The sequence below is a fragment of the Dryocola boscaweniae genome, assembly GCF_025215095.1.
Lineage (GTDB): Bacteria > Pseudomonadota > Gammaproteobacteria > Enterobacterales > Enterobacteriaceae > Dryocola > Dryocola boscaweniae.
This window is the reverse complement of sequence record NZ_JALHAP010000082.1, coordinates 482,950-504,701: the sequence shown is the minus strand read 5'-3', so window position 1 is coordinate 504,701 and position 21,752 is coordinate 482,950. Positions and strand designations below refer to the sequence as shown.

Genomic DNA, 21,752 nt, shown 5'->3' with positions numbered 1-21,752 from the left:
GAGGATGGGGGAGGAAAATCGCCGGGAATTTGCCTTCCCGGCGAAAAGGCTTACAGGTAACGCGCTTCTAAATGTTTGCGGAAATACAGCGGGTTAAGATCTTCGCCTGTCGCATTGATAATCAGTTGCGACGTGGTAAAGCGACTGCCGTGCTGCCAGATGTTCTGGCGCAGCCAGTCGAACAGCGCCGTAAAGTCGCCTGCTGAAATGTCGCTTTCAAGCTGCGGCAGCGCGCGTTTTGCCGCGTTGAACAATTGTGCGGCGTACATGGCGCCCAGCGTGTACGACGGGAAGTAGCCGAACGCGCCGTCGGTCCAGTGAATATCCTGCATGCAGCCGTTGCGGTAGTTGTCTTTGGTCGACAGCCCCAGCCAGTGCTGCATTTTTTCATCCCACAGCGCGGGGATGTCTTCCACTTCAATATCCCCTTCAATTAGCGCTCGTTCAATCTCATAACGCAGCACAATGTGCGCCGGGTAGCTCACTTCATCGGCATCCACGCGGATATAACCACGCTCAACCCGCTGGTTTACTGCAATAAAGTTTTGCTCATCGAAAGCAGGCTGTGCGCCAAAACGAGCCACAACCCCTGGCAACAGCAGCTTGAGGAATTCTTTGCTGCGGCCAAGCTGCATTTCAAAGAACAGACTTTGTGATTCATGAATGGCCGTTGAACGGGCAAGAGCAACCGGCTGACCCAACCATTCACGCGGCAGGTTTTGCTCATAGCTTGCGTGACCGGTTTCATGGATAACCCCAAACAGCGAGCTGACCAGATCGTTTTCATCGTAGCGGGTTGTGATACGCACATCTTCAGGCACGCCGCCGCAGAAAGGATGCGCGCTTACGTCCAGGCGTCCGCCGTTAAAATCGAAGCCGAGAAGCTGCATAGTTTCAAGGCCAAGTTCGCGCTGGGCGCCGGTAGCAAACGGGCCTGCCGGTACGATAACCGACTGTTTTGCCTGTTTTTCCACTACGGTTTGCAACAGGCCCGGCAGCCAGGCGCGCAAATCACCAAACAGCACGTCGAGTTTCGCGCTGGTCATGCCCGGTTCGTAAAGGTCGAGAAGCGCATCGTAGCGGGAGATCCCTTTGGCTTCCGAACGCAGTTTCGCCTCTTCGCGGCTGACGCGAACCACTTCTTTCAGATTAGCTGAGAAGCCCCGCCAGTCGTTGGCCGGACGCTGCGTGCGCCAGCCGTGTTCGCAACGGGTGCCCACCAGCGACTTTTCCTCAACCAGCGAGTCCGGCAGCAGAACCGCTTCCTGGTACTGACGAGTCATTTCACGGAGGTTGGCGCGCTCAACGTCATTCAGATCCTCCTGAGCGGCGGCCTGCAGCAGAGTGGCAATTTTTTTATCGGTCAGGATTTGATGCTGTAGCACGCTCAGTTCGGCGAGCGCTTCACCGCGGGCTGCGCTGCCGTTCGGCGGCATGTTGGTGAACATGTCCCATCCGGCGATGGCGGAGAGATGTCCGAAGCGGGACAGGCGCTGGAAGGTGCGGGTGAGATGGTTATAGTTTTGCTTTTCCATAGGGCCTCGTGAGTGTTGTTAACGCAGCGAAAATAGCAAAAAGCGTTAATAAAAACGAGGCCCGCCAGCGGTTAGTGCGCGCGATGATGCAGACGGTTGCCGACCAGTAAAGCAATCACCAGCAATGAGCCGATAAAACCGGCGACGCCGTACCAGCCGAACTGATGCCAGAACACGCCGCCCAGCGTACCCGCGAGGCTTGAACCGAGGTAATAGCTGAACAGATAAAGTGACGATGCCTGGCCTCTGGCGCGTTTCGCGCGCGGCCCAATCCAACTGCTGGCAACGGAGTGCGCCGCAAAGAAACCGGCCGAGAACAATAGCATGCCGGCGAAAATCACCAGCAGCGGCGAGAACACGGTAAGGATCAGGCCCAGCAGCATCACGCCGGTTGAGAAGATCATGACCGGGCCGCGGCCAAATTTTGTCGTCATCGCTCCGGCTTTCGGCGAGCTCCAGGTGCCCGTCAAATAAGCGACCGAAAGCAAACCCACCACCGCCTGGCTTAAAAACCACGGCGCTTCCATCAGGCGATAACCGATGTAGTTAAACAGCGTGACAAACGCCCCCATCAGCAGAAAACCTTCGGCGAACAGCAGCGGCAGGCCCTGGTCTCGCCAGTGCAGGCGGAAATTAATAAATAGCGTTTTAGGGCGCAGTGAAGAGGGGCGGAAGTGTCGGGATTCCGGCAGGATTTTCCAGAACATCAGCGCAGAGGCCAGAGCAAAACAGCCAATCGCCGCAACCGCAATGCGCCAGTTGAAAAAGTCCGTGATAACGCCGCTTAACAGTCGGCCGCTCATGCCGCCGATGGAGTTTCCGCTAATATAAAGCCCCATTGAGAAGGCTACGACGCTTGGGTGAATTTCTTCGCTAAGGTAAGTCATGCCGACGGCGGCAACGCCGCTTAGAGAAAGACCAATCAGCGCGCGCATCATCAAAATGCCGTGCCAGCTTGTCATCATCGTGGAAAGTAACGTGCAGCACGAGGCGAGCAGTAAAGCCGTAACCATAACGGGTTTGCGCCCGACAGCATCGGAAAGCGGCCCGGTGAACAGCAAACCTATGGCGAGCATGGCGGTTGATATCGACAGGGAAATACTGCTGCTGGCGGGGGTAACGCCGAATTCTTGCGAGAGCACCGGCAAGATAGGCTGCACGCAGTAAAGCAGGGCAAACGTGGCCAGACCGGCGGAGAAAAGCGCCAGGGTAACGCGCATAAATTGGGATGAACCACGTTTAATGTAAGTTGCCGGCCTTGCAGAAATATGTTCGTCAACGCCCTGTGCCGAGTCGGCGCTAACGGAGGATGTACGGCTCAAGATCAATCCTTAGAACGATAGTGTGTTGCTTGCGTCTTTCCAGAGTAGAAAACGGCGAATGTTCTGTCTAATATATTAATAATCTCAATTGATATGTTTAAAATATGAATATTGAATTACGGCACCTGCGCTATTTTGTGGCGGTAGCGGAAGAGCTGCATTTTGGGCGTGCCGCCGCGCGTTTACGGATCTCACAGCCTCCTTTGAGCCAGCAAATCCAGATCCTTGAACAGCAAATCGGCGCAAGGCTGCTGGCGCGCACCAACCGTAGCGTGAACCTTACGGCGGCAGGTCTGCAATTTTTGACCGATGCGCGCCAGATCCTCGGACAAGTTGAAGCGGCGGCGGCACGCGCCGAACGTTTGCATCACGGGGAAACAGGGGAGCTACGCATAGGATTTACCTCTTCCGCGCCGTTTATTAAAGGCGTTTCAGACAGTCTTTCAACGTTCAGAAAACGCTACCCGGATGTTCATATCCAGATGCGCGAAATCAATACGCGCCAGCAAATCGCGCCGCTTAACGACGGCGAGCTGGAGCTGGGGCTAATGCGTAATACGCGCCTGCCGGATACGCTCGAATGGAAGCTGGTGCTGCGCGAACCCCTGCTGGCGATGGTGCACCGCGACCATCCGCTGGCCGGGTCTGCATCCATTTCCCTGCAGGCGCTGGCGCACGAGCCCTTTGTGTTCTTTGACCCGCACGTGGGAACCGGCCTGTATGACGATATTCTTGGTCTGCTGCACCGCTTCAATATTTCGCCTTATATCACTCAGGAAGTGGGGGAAGCGATGACGATTATCGGCCTGGTTTCGGCGGGGCTTGGGGTATCGATTTTGCCCGCCTCATTTAAGCGTGTGCGGGTCAGCGATGTTGTGTGGCTGCCTTTGCAGGAGCAGGAGGCCCGATCGGAAATGTGGCTGGTATGGCCAAAACATCGTGAACTTTCCAGCGCAGCACTTCGTATCAGCGCTCTGCTAACCGAGGCGACGTCCGGGCTAAAATAAGCGCAAATCCAGCCTATTATGTGCGGTAAATCACAACCCTACGTAAATATTTGACTAGCCCGCTTGAAGTGTTTCACCATAGCCAAAAGTTTATTTCGAAGCGCGAAAATAAAGGGAGTACCACGTGGTTGCTGATAGCCAACCGGGCCATATCGATCAGATTAAGCAAACGAATGCAGGCGTGGTTTACCGCCTCATTGATAACCATGGCCCGGTGTCGCGTATCGATCTTTCTCGTCTGGCGCAGCTTGCTCCCGCCAGCATCACTAAAATCGTGCGCGAAATGCTTGAAGCGCATCTGGTGCAGGAAACAGAAATTCAGGACCCCGGCAGCCGTGGCCGCCCGGCGGTGGGGCTAATGCTTGAGACCGAAGCCTGGCATTATCTTTCGGTACGCATTAACCGCGGCGAAATTTCGCTTGGCCTGCACGACCTCAGTAGCCAGCTAATTATTGAAGACACCGTTTCTCTCCCGACGCAAGACCCAGATCCTCTCCTTGAACGCATCATCAGCCAGGTGGATCAATTCTTTATTCGTCATCAGGACAAACTCGAACGCCTGACCGCCATCGCCATTACCCTGCCGGGTATTATCGATACGGTACGCGGGATTGTTCACCGCATGCCTTTTTACGACGTTTGCGATATGCCGCTGGGGGAAGTGCTGGAAAACCATACCGGCGTGCCGGTGTTTATTCAGCATGACATCAGCGCCTGGACCATGGCCGAAGGGCTGTTCGGCGCTTCACGTGGCGCACGTGATGTGATTCAGGTGGTTATCGATCACAACGTGGGGGCCGGGGTTATCACCGATGGCCGCCTGTTGCACGCGGGCAGCAGCAGTCTGGTAGAGATTGGTCATACGCAGGTCGATCCTTACGGGAAGCGCTGTTACTGCGGCAACCACGGCTGCCTGGAAACCATCGCCAGCATAGAAAGCGTGCTGGAACTGGCCCAGTTGCGAATGAATCAGTCCATGGGCTCGATGCTGCACGAACAGCCTCTCACCGTAGAATCGCTTTGCGACGCGGCCCTGCAGGGCGATCTTCTCGCTAAAGATATTATTCTTGGCGTTGGCGTGAACGTAGGGCGCATCCTCGCCATCATGGTGAATTTGTTTAATCCTCAAAAGATTCTGATAGGTTCGCCGCTTAATCGCGCAGCGGACATTCTTCATCCGGCTATTACAAGCTGCATCCGTCAGCAGGCTTTACCCGCCTACAGCGAGCATATGGTTGTCGAAAGCACCCAGTACAATCACCGCGGCACGATGGCGGGAGCGGCGCTGGTGAAAGACGCAATGTATAACGGTTCGTTACTGATTCGCCTGCTGCAAGGATAATCATTTTCATTGTTCCACTAAAAATTGCGCTATCTCAATCTGGTCATTCCACTCTTCTTTTAGACTTCCGGAACTGAATTATTCAAATTTTTAACGAGTTTTTTGTGTCATACCCCGGGAGTTACCATGCTTAAGCGTTTCTTTATCACAGGTACCGATACTGCAGTCGGCAAGACGGTGGTGTCTCGCGCCTTGCTGCAGGCGCTGGCGGCCAGTGGCAAATGTGTTGTCGGCTACAAGCCGGTAGCCAAAGGGAGCAAAGAGACGCCAGACGGTTTGCGTAATAAAGACGCGCTGGTTCTGCAAAGCGTTTCGTCGCTGACTTTGCCTTATAGCGCCATTAATCCTATTGCCCTGAGCGCCGAGGAAAGCAGCGTAAACCATAGCTGTCCGGTCAACTACACCTTACTGTCCGACGGCCTGTCGAACCTGGCGAGCCTCGCCGATCACGTGGTGGTTGAGGGCACCGGCGGCTGGCGCAGCCTGATGAACGACCTGCGTCCGTTGTCCGAATGGGTGGTTCAGGAACAGTTGCCCGTATTGATGGTGGTGGGTATTCAGGAAGGCTGTATCAACCATGCGCTGCTGACCGCGCAGGCCATTGCCAACGACGGTCTGCCGCTGGTGGGCTGGGTGGCGAACCGTATCAATCCGGGCCTTGCCCATTACGCTGAAATTATTAACGTGCTGCGTAAAAAACTGCCCGGGCCGTTGGTAGGCGAGCTGCCCTACCTGCCGCGCGCAGAGCAGCGCGAACTCGCGCAATATATCGATTTATCAGCGCTCAATGTTTGCGCCCCGGTCAGAGAAGACCATTGAACGGCAGGGAAGTGAACAACCGGCGAGGAAAAAAGGAGCCTGCCTGTATCAGCAGGACCCTCTCAGGTAATTAAACCTCTTTATTTTGCATTTGCGATTTTTTCACCAGCCCGGCGTGCCGTGGCGGGTAAAATACTGGCAATGGCTACGTAGCCATCAGGGTCGATACAGCGGTCATATGTTTGCGCCTGTTCGATAATGTCTCGATCCCAGTAGAGCGCTTTGCGCCCGTCGCCCCGGGTCGTCAGGGTGGCCTCCATTTCCCCTTCAATCGCCCGATAGCGCCGCCAGCAACCGCCCGGCACCGAAATAACGGAGCCTTCCACGGCGATAATTGTCACTTCCTCATCCTGCCGGTTATAGGTTACTTGCAGGGTGCCTTTAAAGACCATCAGCACCTGAACATCCGGACAACAGTGCAGCCCAACATTGTGCTGGTCCTGAATACGCAGCCACTCTACGGAAAATCCATGAGGATTAACGATTGGCGGGGCGCTGTTGCGATCCTGCGAAATACCGAAGCCTATGACCGGGGCCAGTTCCGCGCCGTGGCCGGGCAGAATGGTGTCCAGCAGCGCTTGGTTTGACCATTGTCGCTGTTCGCCCGTCACCGCACGCCGTTTCATTTCTTCAACAGAGTAATCCCGCAGAGCCGCGATATATTCAGGGGCCAACGGCTGTAACAGCTCGCTTTCTGCGGGCACGGCATCGCCTGCTTCCACATCGATGAGCATATTGTCACGGCTCAGGTACAGGCCGTATTCACGTGCGGCTTCAAGAATTGACGGATGCCAGATAATGCCGCCGGTGTTATCTCCGCCCAGCACGGTGAATACCATACCGTTGGTATCCTGCGGGCTGACGTTGGTAAAACCGCGGAAAATCCACGTCGGAATCGACAGAATCGCCGGTGCGCTGAGCTCGGTTTCATGCTCACCGTTCGCCCCCCAGCGAAAACGCCAGCTTCCTTCATGAATGAGGAAAACTTCGGAGGTGAAATGCAGATGCTGATTGTTGGTCACGCCTTTGGGCATGGCGGCTGCGCCAATGTTAAAACCATGCGCCTCGGGAATATTCACCACCTGTGAGGCGGACTGGGTGACGCCCGGGCCGATAAATGAGTAGTTTTGCTTGAGATGGGAGCCCGGCAGCTTACAGTCAATAAACGCCACGCTGCATGATACCCGGTCTTCCGGCAGCACCAGACGGCGGCGCGCCTCTTCGGGCGTCAGTGTTACATATTGCATGTTAATCCTCCTTTAATAGCCAGATGAGCCGCTGGCAGACGGGGTTTCACCGCGCGCCAGAGCGATAGCTTCACGGGCGGCGCGGCCAAGTTGCATAACGTCGTTTGCGGGGGTTACAAAATTAAAGCCCTGCGCCAGGCGGTCTGCCGCGGCCTGGCCGGAGGTGCAGAAAATGCCGGAGAGTTTGTTATGCTCGCGACTGCGGGCCAGCACCATCTCAATGGCGGCAAGCATCTCCGGATGCTGCGATTCCGCGCAGGCGCTGCCGGTCAGGGTTAGTGAGAGATCGTTGGGGCCGATAAATACGCCGTCCAGCCCGTCGGTCGCCAGAATCGCGTCCAGATTTTTTAATCCTTCGCGGGTTTCAATCATCGCAAGCGTAAGGATTTCGTCGTTGGCATAGCGGGGATAATCTTTGCCGCCATACAGCAGCGCTCGCGCCGGGCCGAAAGAACGATTGCCCAGCGGCGGATAGCGGCAGGCCGCAACGAATTGCTGCGCCTGTTCCGGCGTTGAAACCATCGGGCAGATGATCCCCCACGCGCCGGCATCCAGCAAACGCATAATCTGCGCGGGATCGTTGGAATTAACGCGCGCAAGCGGAAGGGCAGGCGTAGCTGAGATGGCCTGAAGCATCGCCAGCGCGCTGGCGAAATCAATCATGCCGTGCTGCATATCGACGGTAACCGAATCATAGCCCTGATGCCCGGCGATTTCGGCGCTGTAGCCGGAAGGGATGGCAAGCCAGCCGTTGATAATCGGCTGCTGCCGGCGAAAGGCCGCCTTTAACGTGTTGCTTCTCATAAAAGTATCTCCTTTATCCAGTTTCGCAGGGCGTCTGCCACCTTGTTCGGCGCTTCTAACGGCAGAAAATGGCCGCTGTCCGGCAAGGTTATCCAGCGTGCGTGCGGGGCCGCTTCGGCCGCGGCAAGATGATGTTGCGGGGTGCAGATGTCGTCGCAGCCGCCGTTGAGGATGAGCGTTGGCGCAGTGAAAGTTTTCAGCGCGGCGCGGTTATCGGCGCGGGTAATAGCGATTTCCGTTTGCAGGGCAAAAGTTTCATTCCCGGACTCATCGGCCATTTGGGTGATGGTGGCGTGCAACGCCGGGTCAGCAAGATTTACCGGGGCGACATAGCGCGGCCACATTGTCGCACTCAGCCAGTTTCCCATGCCCTGGCGGGCAGCATCCTGCACCGCTGCCCGTCGACCGGCGGCGTTCGCAGGCGCGTCGCTAAGCGGGTTAACCGAAAGTAACGCCAGCCCGGCAATGCGATGCGGTGCGTTCGCCAGCATCTGTAGCGCAACGATTGCCCCGAGAGAGAATCCCGCCAGACAAAAACGTGGCGGCAGGGCGCTGAGCAACTGCTTTGCCAGCGCGGGAGCAGAACCGGCGCCGCTGACGATAAGGCTACTTACGCTGCTGACATTCATCTTGTTAATCACCGGCTGCCACAGGCGGTGATTACACAGGGTGCCGCCCAGTAAAATCAGCGGAACGCTGTGATTATCCAGACGCGGAAAAGCGTTTGTGGATTTGCTCATGTGGCCGTCCATCCGCCGTCGACCAGCAGTGCGGCGCCGGTAATTAACGCCGCCGCCGGGGAAGCCAGAAAGACCACGGGCCCCATCACGTCCTCAAGGGTTCCGAGCCGCTTAAGCTTGATATTGTCGAGGACGTAGCGGCTGAAAGCCGGATCGGCCAGGCTCGCACGGGAAAGCTCGGTGGCAATAAAAGTCGGGCAAAGCGTGTTGACCCGAATGCCCGCCTCTCCCAGTTCCAGCGCCATCGTTTTAGTCAGCCCTTCAAGGGCAAATTTCGACGCGCAATAAACGCTGCGTTCAGGCCCGCCGACATGCCCCATCTGCGAAGAGATATGAATGATGGCGCCCGGGATATGGTTCGCTTTCATCCTGCGAGCAACCTGCTGGCTTAGAAAGAACGTTGCCCGCAGGTTGAGCGCCATCACCGCGTCGTAATTTTCTTCGCTGACTTCCAGAAACGGCTGATGACGGGCGAGCCCGGCGCTGTTGACCAGAATATCGAAATCCGGCAGCCGGCTTAGCTCCTGCCTGACCTGGGCTGTATCGGTAATATCCAGGGCGACGGTGTGCAACTCCAGCCCTTCCTGTGCGGCAAGTTCTGCCGCCTCGCGCAACGGTGCGGTGTTTCTGGCGGCTATCCATACCTGGGCACCGGCCCGCGCAAGGGCTATCGCTGCGGCAAAGCCGATGCCTTTTGAGCCGCCGGTCACCAGCGCCCGCTGATTGTCCAGACGAAAATCAGGAGCAGAGGGAAGCGTGAGCATTAGCTGGCCTCGTTCACGTCGATAACCGGAACGGAACCTGCATAAGGCACGTCGCGATTGCCGTAGCGGCGCACGCGAATATTGGCCTGCTCCGCATGCCCGGAGAAACCTTCCAGTTGACACAGGCGGGAGCAGTAGCTGCCTATCTCGGTGGAGGCCTCATCGCTCAGTACTTTCTGCCAGGTGCAGGTTTTCATAAATTTGCCGACCCACAGCCCGCCGGTATAACGCGCGGCTTTTTGCGTTGGCAGCGTGTGGTTGGTGCCGATTACTTTATCGCCGTAAGCCACGTTGGTGCGTGGGCCCAGGAACAGCGCGCCGTAGTTGGTCATTCTGGCAAGGAACCAATCGTCGCGGCTGGTCATTACCTGCACATGTTCGGAAGCTATGCGGTCGGCTTCCTGCAGCATTTCTTCGTAGCTGTCGCAGACGATGACTTCGCCATAATCCTGCCAGGCCTGGCGGGCGATTTCCGCCGTAGGCAGTTGCGTAAGCAAGCGCTCAACCTCTTTTAGCGTCTCTTGCGCAAGCTTCATTGAGTTGGTCAACAAAATAGCTGGGGTAGTGACGCCGTGTTCTGCCTGGCCTAGCAGATCCGTGGCGCACATTTCGGCATCAACGCTTTCGTCAGCGATGACCAGCGTTTCCGTGGGCCCGGCAAACAGATCGATACCCACCCGGCCAAAGAGCTGACGTTTGGCCTCGGCGACAAATGCATTACCCGGACCAACCAGCATATCGACAGGGGCGATAGTATCGGTTCCTAACGCCATAGCGCCGATAGCCTGAATGCCGCCTAAAGCATAAATTTCCGTAGCTCCAGCCATTGACTGGGCCGCGACGATAGCGGGAGCGGGCTGTCCTTTAAAAGGCGGCGCGCAGCTTATGATGCGCGAGCAGCCTGCTACATTAGCGGTGATGATGGACATATGCGCTGAAGCGAGCAGGGGATATTTGCCGCCCGGCACATAACAACCCACGGCATTAATCGGAATATTTTTATGGCCGAGAATCACCCCAGGCCTGGTTTCCACTTCAAGATCTAACAGGCACTCTTTTTGTGCGCTGGCAAAATTAAAAACCTGCTGCTGGGCAAATTCGATATCTTTTATATCCTGGCGGCTCAACTGCCTGATACAGGCGTTAATTTCAGCGGGCGACAGGCGATAATCCTGACGGTCATAGTTATCAAATTTAATCGATAATTCACGGATGGCTTCATTACCGCGCTGTTCTATATCAGCAAGTATATTTTCCACCGCAATACTAACTTGTTTACTGGCCTGCTGACGTTCAGATAAAGATTTACTGCTTTTTAAATATTGCGCCATGATGTTCTCCAGTGCTTTTATAGGCGTGTTTTGCCCGCCCGAATAAACGGGAGGTTACGCTGTTAATAAGTAGGGCCGGGTTGGTTATGCTTTGTTGCCGTAATTCTGTGCGGTGGTCATTTTTCCTGTCGCCGCGTGAGATAAAGCCATTTTATTCTGGCGTTGATTAACGCTGCGCGCGGCCAGCGGGGTTAATAACATCGCGATAAATGTCAGGACGCCAATCAATAAATAGCCCGAGGATAAATTAATATGTTGCAGCATCAGCCCCATTAATACCGGGCCTACGAACATGCCGCAGGAGTAGATTGTCTGAAACAGCCCCATCCGCGTGGACTGCTCATCTTCAACGGTGTTGACTACGCTCAGCGACATAAAGACCGCGAAAGCCATGCCGAACGAGAAGCCGCCAATAGATTGCAGCAAATAAATCAGGTACATGTTGCTGGTAAAAGGTACGCCGACGGTGGATATGAGCTGGAGAAAAATACCGATTATCGCCGTATTAACCAGCCCGAGTCGCTTATAGAACACCGAGCTGCACAGCGCGATTGCCAGCGCGTAGAAAATCAGATGCAGGTTGCTGAGCAGGGTAAGAATGCCCGCTTTGGCCCCGAGCTGCTGGGCGTAAATAGGCGTTAAAGTATCGCGCGTGGCGAAAGGAACGAGAATGACAACGGTTGCCAGCAGGCCGATAAACCAGACGGAGCCGTCGCTTAACTGGCGCTTTGCGCTGGTAATGCAGGCCCGTAAAGTTGGCGCCCGGGCGGCATCGTGCGTTTCTTTGATGCGAGTCGTAAGGATCAGGGCCAACAACGCGGCAACGCTTGAGACGAAGTAAGCAATATTTTTGTCGAAAAAGTGGATCAGCGCCCCGCCAATGCAGTTGCCCAGAAAGACTCCCAGCGGCCCGGCAAGCGCGAGCAGGGCAACGGCGGCAGGCGCGTCTTTTCGATCAAAGTAGCGAATAAACAAGATGTTATAAAGCACCCAGGTCGCGGCGGTGAAGCCATCGGCGGCTTTGGCCAGATAGAGCGTGGTGGCGTTAGGCTCCAGATAAGCAATCGGCCATGTTACCAGCGGCAGCAGCAGGCTGAACTGGATAAAAATCTTACGGCTCTTTACCACATCCGAAAGTATGCCAATCGGAAAACGCACGAACAGAGTGGCAAGCCCGCTGGCCCCCATAATCATACCCACCACCTCCGGCTGCATCCCTTCGCTAACCAGCATCGGGGCGAGAAAGGCGTCAATACTGTGGATACAGATATAAAACAGTACGCTAATAGTAAAAAAGAGTCTGACTTCGGATCGACGAAAAAGGGCACGAAACATGGTGATGAACCTCTTAAAAATTAATGGGTTATTACCAATCAAGTACGGCATTAACCGGTTGTGTTTTTAGGTCTGAACCCACTGTCACCGGTAAAACTGACGGTGTATTTTGTTTTCTATGCATACGTATTCAAAGGTTGAAGTTACGAAAAGGTTTCAATTTTGTAAAGGCCGGGTTTGTAAATGTGAAAAAAATAATTTTGGCGGTTGCATACGCATGCAAAGATGGTGTAAGTATAAAAAACAGACATTCCTGCGGGGTTGAAAATGGCCAGACTGGTATTCCCCTCGCGGTCCGTTAAACTGATGCAAGCTACTGTTTTTCTTTCATATGCGTCATAACGGGAATGTTGATAAGGAACAGCGACAATGAAACGTAAGACTTTTGGACCCGTGACGTCACAGCAGGTGGCGCAAATCGCGGGAGTGTCACAATCTGCGGTATCGCGAACCTTTACGCCGGGGGCCAGCATTTCGCCCGCAACGCGTGAAAAAGTACTTAAAGCGGCGCGTGAGCTTGGCTATCGGCCTAATGCCATTGCCCGTTCGCTGAACACCGCACGTTCACGAATTGTCGGCGTGGTGATGTCTTATTTCGACAACCAGTTTTATCCGCAGGTGCTGGAAGCGTTGGCGCAGAAGCTGGATGAACTTAACTATCACCTGCTGCTGTTTGTGGGCGATCGTGACGGCAACGTGGACAGGATTTTCGACCAGATCATGCAGTATCGGGTCGATGGGATCGTGCTGGCTTCGGTGTCGTTATCCATTGAGCTTTCCGAAGAGTGCCTGGCGGCGGGCATCCCGGTAGTGCTGTTTAACCGCAGCGAAGAAAACGGCGTGGCATCAAGTGTGAATACCGATAACGAAGCCGCGGCCCGCCAGATAGCCGCATTTTTACTGGCCGGTGAGCACAAGCGCTTTGCCTATATCGCCGGGCTGTCGGACTCATCGGTTAATCAGGCGCGGCAGAACGGGTTTGTGAATCTTCTTAAGCAAAAAGGCATTGAGGATATACGGGTGGTGCAGGGGGATTACGATGCGAAAATAACCGCGCGTGCGGCCAGTAAACTCTTTTCCTCACCGCAGCCGCCGGACGCTATTTTTGCCGCAAACGATCATATGGCGCTCACGGTGATGGACGTTGCCCGCTATGAGTTTGGGCTGCGAATTCCTGAGGATGTGTCGGTGATCGGTTATGACGATACCGGCCCGTCCGGCTGGCCTTCTTATGCTTTAACGTCTGCTTCACAGCCGGTAGACGAGATGGTGAGCGCGACAATCGCCTTACTGATGAAACAGATTGAAAGCGAAAGCATTGAGCCGGAACAGGTGGTGGTTCCGGGTGTTCTGGTGGTGCGCCATTCGGCCCGGCGCCCGCGTTCTGGCGTGGTCGAAAAAGACGGATTGTCTCTGTTCCAGCCGCAGGAGGTTGAATGACCAGGTTGCCGGGCTTTAGCCCTCAGTTTGATTCAATACAGCAGTTTATTCTGACGCTGACCCACGTGGTGTGGGAGCAAAAAGACATTGGCCAACTGGCGGACTTTTACGCTACGCCGGTTGTTTTCCACACGCCTGAAAAGCAGCTTAACGACCTTTCGCAATTTATGCGTCTCACGCTCGAGGCCATGCACAGCTTTCCCCAGCGCACCGTGCTGACCGAAGATATTTTGTGCACCCATACGCCTGAGTTCGAATACTACGCCGCACAGCGCACGCTGGCCTGCATTCAGCATCAGGGCGAAGGGTTCTTTGGCAAACCGAGCGGTAAATCCGTGTGGGTTCGTACCTGGGCGGATCGTATCTGCGCCGACGGCGCGGTAAGGCAGGAGTGGCTTTTACAGGATCGCGCGGCGATCGTGTCGCAAATTGGGCTTAGCGTGCGCGATTTTGCGCAGCAACTGGCATATGCCCGTCAGGAAATCGGGCTGGAAAATACGCCAGCGGAAGAGCTCGATGCACGCTGGGCGGGCGGCCCGGAAGGCGACGACATTGACGGGCCGCTGGCAGGACTGGTGGAGCGCTATCTTTCTATGTGGGCGGGCGGCAATAGCGGCGTGGTGCCGGGACTTTATCATCCGGCCGCCACTTTGCACGGCCCGGCTCACGTGCTGCGCACGGGCGAGCAGGATATAGGCGCGTTTTTGTCAGGCTACCGGGCATCGTTTGCCGACTGCGAGACGCAATTGCATCACCTGATTGTGCGCCGTGATGCCAATGAACCCGTCCGGCTGTCGTTACGCTGGTCGCTATTAACCTGGCATGATGGTTACGGCAAATTTGGCGCGCCAACACGCCGTCCTGTCTCAATTACCGGCATTAGCCAGCTTGAGTTACGCGATGGCCTAATTATTCGCGAATATCTTGGTATTGATGAATTAGCTATCTGGTCACAGATTTTTAATTAATCACGGAGGGGCTCCCTTCAGAAAATAAATCTTCTGGTAATGATAATTAATTTATCAGGGGATTTTATTGCCCGAATAAAAGAAAAGCATTATCGCCATTTACAGGTGAGGGTTACCTACAACCCTAAATACTATGTGCCGGGTATTTCCCGGTACGCCAATCGAACGCAGGAGGTTATATGTCTTCAACTGAAGCGACAAATAAAACGCCGGTAGTTTCTGAAAAAACCAGTGCGAAATCTACCCGTGACGATCCTGTATTACAGGTGGAGCGCCGCGATTTTATCGATCTGGTTCCCGAAAAACGGCCGCGAGTTCAGTCGTTAAGAGGCTTTGATGATTGTTATACCGATATTGTCGATTATATTGTTCGCTGCACGCATAAAATATGGGATGAACGTGACGTTGGGTTAATTTATACACATTACACGCATAACTGCGTTTTATATAACGCGCTGGGCACCATGTATAACCGCGAGCAGGTGGTGCAGGATACCCTGCAACGATTGATTGCCTTCCCTGAACGTCGTGGAATGGCGACCCAGGTTATCTGGAACGGCAATGACGTGGATGGCTTTTATACGTCGCATCTGGTCACCGGAAGCGGCCGCCATACCCAATACAGCCACCTTGGTAAACCGACAAACCGCACTTTTGTTACCCGCACCGTGGCGGATTGCATGATCCACGAGAATAAAATTTATCGTGAGTGGGTGGTCAGCGACAATATGTCCATGATGAAGCAGCTCGGGCTTGATACCGATGCGGTGGCTTACAACATGGCGAAAGAGCAGTTTGATAAAGGCTTCCGCGTGACGGATATCGGTGAAAACCGCCGCATGGTTGGGCAATACCCGCCGGAAATGGAATGTGACGTTTCCATCGCGCATACCGATATCGAAGAACAGTGCCTGCGCTGGCTGCACGAAATCTACAACCGCCGCATGCTGGGCAAAATTAAGGACGTTTACGCGACCAACGTGCAGTGGCACGGCCCGTTAATGAAAGAGCTGTACGGCCAGGCGGCGGTTATCCATCAGACGCTCGCCCTGATCGGCATGATCCCGGATGGCGCATGGATGCCACAGCATGTTTGCTCAAATCCTTGTGAAGAAGGCGGCACTAAAGTCGCGGTGCGCTGGATTATGGAAGGTCATCATTTGGGCTACGGCGAGCTGGGTAAACCTACCGGCGAGCGTCTGTTCGTTATGGGGATGTCTCATTACCACATCGTGAACGGCAAAATCGTCGACGAATGGGTGGTTTACGATCATCTGGCAATGCTTGCGCAAATTAAACTGGGTCAAATGGGAGAGTAGGTCATGAGCGCGATTAACGAAGGTGACGTGCAATTTATTAAGCGCCCGCAGGGCCAGGATACCCAGGCAGACCTGGCGCTAACGGACAAAGTCAGCGCTATTATCGACCAGGTAAAGGCGCAGGGTGACGCCGCGCTGCGCGATTTCTCAGCAAAGTTCGACAAAACCGTGCCGGAGAATTTTGAGGTTTCCGGGAGCGAAATTGCCGCTGCGCTGGCAGACCTCGACCCGCAGACCCGGAAAGACAGCGAATTCGCCATCGCTCAGGTGAAACGTTTTGCCCAGGCGCAGTTTGCCACCATGAAACCGCTGGAAGTGGAAACGCTGCCCGGCGTGCATCTTGGACACCGCATTATCCCGATTCAAAAAGTTGGCTGCTATGTGCCAGGCGGGCGTTATCCCATCCTGTCTGCGCCAGTTATGTCGATAGTTCCGGCTGTGGTGGCGGGTTGTGATGAAATCATCGCCTGTCTGCCGCCGGGCGCACATCCAGCAATGATTGCTGTTTGTCACCTTGCGGGAGCCCATCGCATTTTCAAAGTGGGAGGCGCGCAGGCTATTGCCGCTATGGCATGGGGCACTGAATCCATTCCAGCGGTGGATAAAATTGTCGGACCGGGCAATGCCTTCGTTAACGAAGCCAAACGGCAGGTGTTTGGTAAAGTCGGCATTGATGCGCTTGCCGGGCCAAGCGAGATCTACGTGGTTGCCGATGACAGCGCAAACCCGCAAATGCTGGCCGCCGACCTGCTGGCGCAGGCGGAGCATGACGTCCACACCCGTGTTGGGATGGCGACGACCAGTCAGCGCATTGCGGATGAAACGCTGTCTGAAATTGAACGCCAGCTTGGAAACTTGCCGACTGCGGCGACTGCCGGAGAAGCATGGCGTCGTCAGGGCGAAATCGTGGTGTGTCGCGATGAGGCGCAGCTTATCGCCTGGGCCGATCATATGGCAACGGAGCATCTGCAGGTGCATACCCGTGACCCGCACGCGACCGCCAGCAAAATTCGTCATTACGGCTCGCTGTTTATCGGCCAGAATGCAAGCGTGGTGTTCTCGGATAAATGCTGCGGCACCAACCACACGCTGCCGACCATGGCCGCAGCGCGTTACACCGGCGGGCTGTGGGTGGGGGCTTATGTGAAAATTTGTACTCATCAGTGGATTGACGATCATGGCATTGCGGCCGTCGCTGAGCCAGCCGTTCGCCAGAGCCGTACGGAAGGGATGCAGGCGCATCGTCGCGCAGCGGAAATCCGTTTACGCCCGGAGGAGATTGCTGCAATAACGGGTGGCGCGCGGGATTAACAGAGAAAAACCCATACTCATTGCATGAGTATGGGTTTGCATTTTATGGCTGATGAATATTCAGCACGCGGCGCGTTTTGCCCGAGCTGAGGTAGTCGGCAATATAATCTTGCGAGATTTCACCGCTGTAACGTCCTTCTTCATCCGTAATCGGCATCCAGACCATGTTGTGTTCGTAAAGCTTTGACAGCACGATACGCAGGTTTTCCTCCGCACGCCCGGTAATGCGGAACGGATGCAGCATCTCTGCGCAGACTCCCGTCGCGCCGCGCGCTTCCCGGCGTTTCACAAAGCCCAGCGGTTTGCCCTCGCTGTCTACTACCGTAATCGAACGCATATCGTTGTCGTCCATGGTGGCAAAAGCTTCCGGCAGCGGGGTGGATTCACGCGCCGTAATGGTCGGTTGCTGATCGGTAACGTCGCCTGCCTGCACCAGCAGCAGACGTTTCAGCGTGCGATCCTGGCCGACAAACGAACCCACAAATTCGTTCGCCGGTTTCGCCAGCAGTTCATCCGGGCTTGCGCACTGGATAATTTTACCCTGACGGAAGACGGCGATACGGTCGCCCAGCTTGAGCGCCTCGTCGATGTCGTGGCTTACCAGCATGACGGTTTTCTTCAACTGGCGCTGCATATCCAGAAACTCATTCTGAATGACTTCGCGGTTAATCGGGTCAACCGCGCCAAAAGGCTCATCCATCAGCAAAACCGGAGGATCGGCGGCCAGAGCGCGGATCACGCCGATACGCTGCTGCTGCCCGCCGGACAGTTCTCGCGGGTAGCGATTCATATATTTGGTCGGGTCCAGCGCGACCATGCTCATCAACTCGGCGGCGCGCTCTTTACAGCGAGCCTTTTCCCAACCCAGCATGCGCGGCACAACCGTAATGTTCTCCTCAATCGTCATGTTCGGGAACAGGCCGATTTGCTGGATAACGTAGCCAATGTTGCGGCGCAGCGTCACGGTATCGAGTTCGTTGGTGTTCTTACCGTTAATCAGGATGTTGCCGCTGCTTGGCGCAATCAGACGGTTTATCATCTTAAGCGTGGTGGTTTTCCCGCAGCCGGAAGGGCCGAGCAGTACGCACATTTCGCCTTCGGGTACGTTCAGGCTGACATTATCAACCGCGTTAAAAGTCTGACCATTTTTTTGAACGAACTGTTTGGTGAGATTTTCCAGTTTTATCATTATCGAATCCCCTTCGGTGTCAGGACCAATTGCAGGCGATGCAGCAGCCAGTCCAGTACAATCGCTAAAACACAAATCATGATGGCGCCGGCAATCAGCATGCGGATGTCGCTGCCGCCGATACCATTAAGCAACAACAGGCCCAGGCCGCCCGCGCCGATAACCGCGGCGATGGCCATCACGCCGATATTCATTACTACCGCCGTGCGAATACCGCCAAAAATCACCGGCAGAGCCATTGGGATTTCAACCCAGCGCAGACGCTGCCAGAAGGTCATGCCGATCCCGCGGCCTGCTTCACGCAGCCCTGGCGGAATACTGTCCAGCGCGGTATGCGTGTTGCGCACAATCGGCAGCAGGGAATATAAAAAGACGGCGGTGATAGCTGGCAGCACGCCAATTCCTTGCCCGATCATCGAAAACAGCGGGATCATCAGGCCGAACAGCGCGATAGACGGAATAGTCAGCACGATGGTGGCGATGCCCAGTACCGGCGTCGCCAGCCATTTATGGCGGACAATCAAAATCCCAAGCGGGACGCCGATAACAATCGCCAGACCTACCGCCATCAATACCAGCAGCAGGTGCTGAAGCGTCAGGCTGCCGAGATAACCGGCGTTATCAATCATGTAATGCAACGTGTCCATGATGCCTCCTTAGAGCAAGCCTTTTTGCTGCAGGAACTCGCGGGCGACCTGCTGCGGGGATTCATGGTCGATATCTACTTTGGCGTTCAGCGTAGAAATCACGTCGTTGTTCAGCAGGCCGGAGAGGGTATTCATTGCCTCTTCAAGCCCGGGGTTTGCGGCCAGGGTTTCTTTGCGCACCACGGGGGTCACCGCATAGCTCGGGAAGAAGCCCTTATCATCTTCCAGCACTTTTAAATCGAAGCCTTTAACCCGCCCGTCGGTGGTATAAACCAGGCCCGCATCGACAAACCCATCTCGCACCGCGTTATAAACAAGGCCGGGGTCCATCTGGCGGATTTGCGGTCTGTCCAGCGGCATGTTGTAGGCCTCCTGTAAGGGCTTCATACCGTCGCTACGCCCGGAGAACTCCAGATCCAGACCTAACATCCAGTTCTTCTTCGGCTCGGTTTGACGAATATGTTCAATTTTCGCCGCCAGCTCCGACATGGTGTTGATATTTTCTTCTTCGGCACGCTTACGCTGCATCGCAAAGGCGTAGGTGTTGTTCATGTTCGCAGGCTTAAGCCACACCAGACCCAGTTTGGCATCCAGCTTTTTCACCGTTTCATAAGATTCCTGCGGCGTCATACGCTGATTGATATGGTTGTAGATAATCAGCGACGTGCCGGTGTATTCCCAGGTCATATCGATTTGTTTATTGACCATGGCATTGCGGGAAATCACTGCCGCAATATTAGTTTTTGGTGTTATCTGGAAGCCTTTTTTGCGCAGATACTGGGTGGTCATCGCCGAGAGAATGTGCTGCTCGGTAAAACCTTTGGTGGCGAACACGATAGGCTCAGCCTGAGCAGCACCTGCCAGCAGCGTCGTGGCGGCCGCAAGGGCGGTCAGCAGACGTGTAAACTGTTTCATTCAACGCTCCTTATTGTTGTTATTTCGCGACGTGCGGGCTTAAAACGCGCCCCAGCCCGGCCAGCGCGACATCAAGAATCAGAGCAAACAGAGCGGTCGCCGCCGCGCCAAGAATCAGCGTTGGGAAATCATTCAAATAAATGCCGGGGAAGATAAGTTCGCCGTAGCTGCTCGCCCCAATCAGGAAGGCAAGCGGCGCGGTACCCACGTTGATTGCCGTGGCAATGCGAATGCCCGAGAGAATCACCGGCCAGGCGTTTGGCAGTTCTACCTGACGCAGACGTTGCCCTTTGGTCATGCCAATGCCGTTTGCCGCTTCAATCAGCGCCGGAGGAACGCCGCAGAGTCCGGCGTAGGTGTTGCGCACGATGGGCAGTAAAGAAGCCAGGAACAGGGCGATAATGGCCGGTTTGTCGCCAATGCCGATAATGACCATCGCCAGCGCCAGAACCGCCAGCGGCGGCAGCGTATTGCCCACGTTAAAGATCTGCATAACGTATTCAGCCCAGCGACGCGCCGCTGGACGGCTAAGCAGAATGCCGCTCGGAATACCGACCAGCAGCGCCAGCGCCATTGAACTGAAGACCAGAATCAGATGCTGTTGTCCGAGATAAAGTAAATCTACTTGCCGCGCCTTAATGGTTTCCGGTCCGATGCCCCAGACCAGCAGCCCGAGCACCACGAAAAGCGCCAGGGCGCCCAAAAGGGCACGTTTTACGAAGGATGCGTTTTGCATTGCGGTGTGTCTCCCTGTTGCACGCGTTATAGCCACCTTAGATAAAGCCACCAAAGGTCGCCTGTTGTTATGCCTTGTGTCGGCAGGGTGTTGAAAGCTATAGCAATGCAGCGGGAATGATTCCACCCGGCGCAATCATTGAGTGGCTAATGATTCACGGGGTGAATTATTGGCGGGCCTTATAGCGCCTCGCCTGCGTGCGCATCGTAAAGAATTGTCTTAAAAAAGATATGGACGGGTTACGGTGTAACTTTTTGCGATAAAGAGTGACACAAAGAACGGCGGTGCGGGGAGAGAAAAGTGGCGGATAAGCAGGCGCGCTATCCACCCTTCCTAAGATTCTTAGTAATAAAGCTCTTTACCGGCAACCGGCACCAACAAGCCTTCGCGCCAGCCGGCAAGCGTCAGGCGAGTTAGCTCGCCCAGGCCCTGATAAAAGGGATGCGCGGCTTTTTGCGTAAACAGTTCGAGGAAACGCCCGGCCCAAGGCAGAAGATGCCGGGCGAGCAGTTCATCGACGCGTTGCTGATGGCCTTGCTCGGCAAGCCATGCGGCCAACATTAACAGCGTGCCGATATGATCGTCCGGCTCGTTTTGTTCCGTCTGGTGGGCGATGCCGTTTTCGCGCATCCACTGGCGCAGCTCCAGCATGGAATCGCCAAACAGCACGTTTTCTTTATCGAGATAGACGGACCCCCAGGGCGCAGCAGGCAACGCATACGGCCCAATGAACAAACGTTGATAAGCTTCGTTAAGGGATTCTTGCGAATGTGCTATGCCGTCTGCCATGCGTTGGGCTATTTCGGTCAGTTCAACGGATTGCACCGGCCACTGGGCGGCCCAGGCCGTATTCGCAAGGGTGGCATAAAGCGGCGCCGCATCCTGACTTTGCGGACTCTGACGATACAGCACGCCCAGAACGCGCCCCGTCAGAGCGATAGTCGCAAGCCTTGTTGAATTTTGTGATGACATCTTTTCTAC

20 protein-coding genes are annotated in these 21,752 nt (G+C 55.2%); 7 read left to right on the top strand and 13 right to left on the bottom strand.

What is annotated here, in order from left to right:
* Window positions 1-50 precede the first annotated feature (50 nt).
* Window positions 51-1,535, bottom strand: coding sequence for a carboxypeptidase M32 (locus tag MUA00_RS19750; protein ID WP_271124697.1), 1,485 nt, complete (start codon window positions 1,533-1,535; stop codon window positions 51-53).
* Window positions 1,536-1,606: 71 nt separating this feature from the next.
* Window positions 1,607-2,803 carry an MFS transporter gene (locus MUA00_RS19745; protein WP_408639736.1) on the bottom strand — a complete coding sequence of 399 codons (1,197 nt, stop codon included), beginning with the start codon at window positions 2,801-2,803 and terminating at the stop codon, window positions 1,607-1,609.
* A gap of 158 nt (window positions 2,804-2,961) precedes the next feature.
* Between MUA00_RS19745 and MUA00_RS19740 the strand changes: the two genes are divergently transcribed.
* The 3 genes from MUA00_RS19740 (at window position 2,962) to bioD (ending at window position 6,025) form a co-directional block, all read left to right on the top strand.
* Window positions 2,962-3,864 (top strand): LysR family transcriptional regulator, encoded by a 903-nt coding sequence (locus tag MUA00_RS19740; protein WP_271124695.1) that lies wholly within the window; start codon window positions 2,962-2,964, stop codon window positions 3,862-3,864.
* 124 nt (window positions 3,865-3,988) lie between these two features.
* Window positions 3,989-5,206, top strand: coding sequence for a sugar metabolism global transcriptional regulator Mlc (gene mlc / locus MUA00_RS19735; protein ID WP_271124694.1), 1,218 nt, complete (start codon window positions 3,989-3,991; stop codon window positions 5,204-5,206).
* Between the two features lie 126 nt (window positions 5,207-5,332).
* The gene (bioD, locus tag MUA00_RS19730) at window positions 5,333-6,025 is read left to right on the top strand and encodes a dethiobiotin synthase (RefSeq protein WP_271124693.1); all 693 of its coding nucleotides are present in this window, start codon (window positions 5,333-5,335) and stop codon (window positions 6,023-6,025) included.
* An 80-nt stretch (window positions 6,026-6,105) separates the two neighbouring features.
* Here the strand turns inward: bioD and MUA00_RS19725 are convergent, their stop codons facing one another.
* The 6 genes from MUA00_RS19725 to MUA00_RS19700 all read right to left on the bottom strand — a co-directional run bounded on the left by MUA00_RS19725 (window position 6,106) and on the right by MUA00_RS19700 (window position 12,246).
* On the bottom strand, window positions 6,106-7,272 hold the full coding sequence (locus MUA00_RS19725; protein ID WP_271124692.1) for a cupin domain-containing protein: 1,167 nt from the start codon (window positions 7,270-7,272) through the stop codon (window positions 6,106-6,108).
* Between the two features lie 12 nt (window positions 7,273-7,284).
* Complete coding sequence (locus tag MUA00_RS19720; RefSeq protein ID WP_271124691.1) at window positions 7,285-8,076, bottom strand: HpcH/HpaI aldolase family protein; 792 nt, start codon at window positions 8,074-8,076, stop codon at window positions 7,285-7,287.
* Window positions 8,073-8,816 (bottom strand): alpha/beta fold hydrolase, encoded by a 744-nt coding sequence (locus MUA00_RS19715; protein ID WP_271124690.1) that lies wholly within the window; start codon window positions 8,814-8,816, stop codon window positions 8,073-8,075. The genes MUA00_RS19720 and MUA00_RS19715 overlap by 4 nt, the downstream gene beginning before the upstream one ends.
* Window positions 8,813-9,580: an SDR family NAD(P)-dependent oxidoreductase gene (locus MUA00_RS19710; RefSeq protein WP_271124689.1), complete on the bottom strand. Its 768-nt coding sequence runs from the start codon at window positions 9,578-9,580 to the stop codon at window positions 8,813-8,815. Before MUA00_RS19710 ends, MUA00_RS19715 begins: the two co-directional genes overlap by 4 nt.
* The gene (hisD, locus tag MUA00_RS19705; protein WP_271124688.1) at window positions 9,580-10,911 is read right to left on the bottom strand and encodes a histidinol dehydrogenase; all 1,332 of its coding nucleotides are present in this window, start codon (window positions 10,909-10,911) and stop codon (window positions 9,580-9,582) included. Before hisD (MUA00_RS19705) ends, MUA00_RS19710 begins: the two co-directional genes overlap by 1 nt.
* An 84-nt stretch (window positions 10,912-10,995) precedes the next feature.
* Complete coding sequence (locus MUA00_RS19700) at window positions 10,996-12,246, bottom strand: MFS transporter (RefSeq protein ID WP_271124687.1); 1,251 nt, start codon at window positions 12,244-12,246, stop codon at window positions 10,996-10,998.
* Window positions 12,247-12,615: 369 nt separating this feature from the next.
* Between MUA00_RS19700 and MUA00_RS19695 the strand changes: the two genes are divergently transcribed.
* The 4 genes from MUA00_RS19695 (at window position 12,616) to hisD (MUA00_RS19680) (ending at window position 17,284) form a co-directional block, all read left to right on the top strand.
* Complete coding sequence (locus tag MUA00_RS19695; protein ID WP_271124686.1) at window positions 12,616-13,686, top strand: LacI family DNA-binding transcriptional regulator; 1,071 nt, start codon at window positions 12,616-12,618, stop codon at window positions 13,684-13,686.
* Complete coding sequence (locus MUA00_RS19690) at window positions 13,683-14,654, top strand: nuclear transport factor 2 family protein (RefSeq protein WP_271124685.1); 972 nt, start codon at window positions 13,683-13,685, stop codon at window positions 14,652-14,654. Before MUA00_RS19695 ends, MUA00_RS19690 begins: the two co-directional genes overlap by 4 nt.
* A gap of 179 nt (window positions 14,655-14,833) precedes the next feature.
* Entirely contained in the window at window positions 14,834-15,973 is a 1,140-nt protein-coding gene (locus MUA00_RS19685) for a nuclear transport factor 2 family protein (protein ID WP_271124684.1), read from the top strand.
* A 3-nt stretch (window positions 15,974-15,976) separates the two neighbouring features.
* Window positions 15,977-17,284, top strand: a complete 1,308-nt coding sequence (hisD, locus tag MUA00_RS19680; protein WP_271124683.1) for a histidinol dehydrogenase — start codon at window positions 15,977-15,979, stop codon at window positions 17,282-17,284.
* Window positions 17,285-17,327: 43 nt separating this feature from the next.
* Here the strand turns inward: hisD (MUA00_RS19680) and osmV are convergent, their stop codons facing one another.
* From osmV to dmsD, 5 genes are all read right to left on the bottom strand, one after another.
* Window positions 17,328-18,473 carry an osmoprotectant ABC transporter ATP-binding protein OsmV gene (gene osmV / locus MUA00_RS19675; protein WP_271124682.1) on the bottom strand — a complete coding sequence of 382 codons (1,146 nt, stop codon included), beginning with the start codon at window positions 18,471-18,473 and terminating at the stop codon, window positions 17,328-17,330.
* On the bottom strand, window positions 18,473-19,120 hold the full coding sequence (gene osmW / locus MUA00_RS19670; protein WP_271124681.1) for an osmoprotectant ABC transporter permease OsmW: 648 nt from the start codon (window positions 19,118-19,120) through the stop codon (window positions 18,473-18,475). The genes osmV and osmW overlap by 1 nt, the downstream gene beginning before the upstream one ends.
* Window positions 19,121-19,129: 9 nt before the next feature.
* Complete coding sequence (locus MUA00_RS19665) at window positions 19,130-20,035, bottom strand: glycine betaine ABC transporter substrate-binding protein (RefSeq protein ID WP_271124680.1); 906 nt, start codon at window positions 20,033-20,035, stop codon at window positions 19,130-19,132.
* A gap of 19 nt (window positions 20,036-20,054) precedes the next feature.
* On the bottom strand, window positions 20,055-20,771 hold the full coding sequence (gene osmY / locus MUA00_RS19660; RefSeq protein WP_271124679.1) for an osmoprotectant ABC transporter permease OsmY: 717 nt from the start codon (window positions 20,769-20,771) through the stop codon (window positions 20,055-20,057).
* A 342-nt stretch (window positions 20,772-21,113) separates the two neighbouring features.
* Window positions 21,114-21,743, bottom strand: a complete 630-nt coding sequence (gene dmsD, locus MUA00_RS19655; protein WP_271124678.1) for a Tat proofreading chaperone DmsD — start codon at window positions 21,741-21,743, stop codon at window positions 21,114-21,116.
* Window positions 21,744-21,752 lie beyond the last annotated feature (9 nt).

What these genes read in the sequence shown, in the direction of transcription:
- MUA00_RS19685 (WP_271124684.1), top strand. Translation starts at nt 14,834, where the DNA reads ATGTCTTCAACTGAAGCGACAAATAAAACGCCGGTAGTTTCTGAAAAA.
- MUA00_RS19695 (WP_271124686.1), top strand. Translation starts at nt 12,616, where the DNA reads ATGAAACGTAAGACTTTTGGACCCGTGACGTCACAGCAGGTGGCGCAA.
- MUA00_RS19710 (WP_271124689.1), bottom strand. Translation starts at nt 9,580, where the DNA reads ATGCTCACGCTTCCCTCTGCTCCTGATTTTCGTCTGGACAATCAGCGG.
- MUA00_RS19715 (WP_271124690.1), bottom strand. Translation starts at nt 8,816, where the DNA reads ATGAGCAAATCCACAAACGCTTTTCCGCGTCTGGATAATCACAGCGTT.
- MUA00_RS19725 (WP_271124692.1), bottom strand. Translation starts at nt 7,272, where the DNA reads ATGCAATATGTAACACTGACGCCCGAAGAGGCGCGCCGCCGTCTGGTG.
- hisD (WP_271124688.1), bottom strand. Translation starts at nt 10,911, where the DNA reads ATGGCGCAATATTTAAAAAGCAGTAAATCTTTATCTGAACGTCAGCAG.
- MUA00_RS19720 (WP_271124691.1), bottom strand. Translation starts at nt 8,076, where the DNA reads ATGAGAAGCAACACGTTAAAGGCGGCCTTTCGCCGGCAGCAGCCGATT.
- dmsD (WP_271124678.1), bottom strand. Translation starts at nt 21,743, where the DNA reads ATGTCATCACAAAATTCAACAAGGCTTGCGACTATCGCTCTGACGGGG.
- osmV (WP_271124682.1), bottom strand. Translation starts at nt 18,473, where the DNA reads ATGATAAAACTGGAAAATCTCACCAAACAGTTCGTTCAAAAAAATGGT.
- MUA00_RS19700 (WP_271124687.1), bottom strand. Translation starts at nt 12,246, where the DNA reads ATGTTTCGTGCCCTTTTTCGTCGATCCGAAGTCAGACTCTTTTTTACT.
- MUA00_RS19690 (WP_271124685.1), top strand. Translation starts at nt 13,683, where the DNA reads ATGACCAGGTTGCCGGGCTTTAGCCCTCAGTTTGATTCAATACAGCAG.
- osmY (WP_271124679.1), bottom strand. Translation starts at nt 20,771, where the DNA reads ATGCAAAACGCATCCTTCGTAAAACGTGCCCTTTTGGGCGCCCTGGCG.
- MUA00_RS19665 (WP_271124680.1), bottom strand. Translation starts at nt 20,035, where the DNA reads ATGAAACAGTTTACACGTCTGCTGACCGCCCTTGCGGCCGCCACGACG.
- bioD (WP_271124693.1), top strand. Translation starts at nt 5,333, where the DNA reads ATGCTTAAGCGTTTCTTTATCACAGGTACCGATACTGCAGTCGGCAAG.
- MUA00_RS19750 (WP_271124697.1), bottom strand. Translation starts at nt 1,535, where the DNA reads ATGGAAAAGCAAAACTATAACCATCTCACCCGCACCTTCCAGCGCCTG.
- hisD (WP_271124683.1), top strand. Translation starts at nt 15,977, where the DNA reads ATGAGCGCGATTAACGAAGGTGACGTGCAATTTATTAAGCGCCCGCAG.
- osmW (WP_271124681.1), bottom strand. Translation starts at nt 19,120, where the DNA reads ATGGACACGTTGCATTACATGATTGATAACGCCGGTTATCTCGGCAGC.
- MUA00_RS19740 (WP_271124695.1), top strand. Translation starts at nt 2,962, where the DNA reads ATGAATATTGAATTACGGCACCTGCGCTATTTTGTGGCGGTAGCGGAA.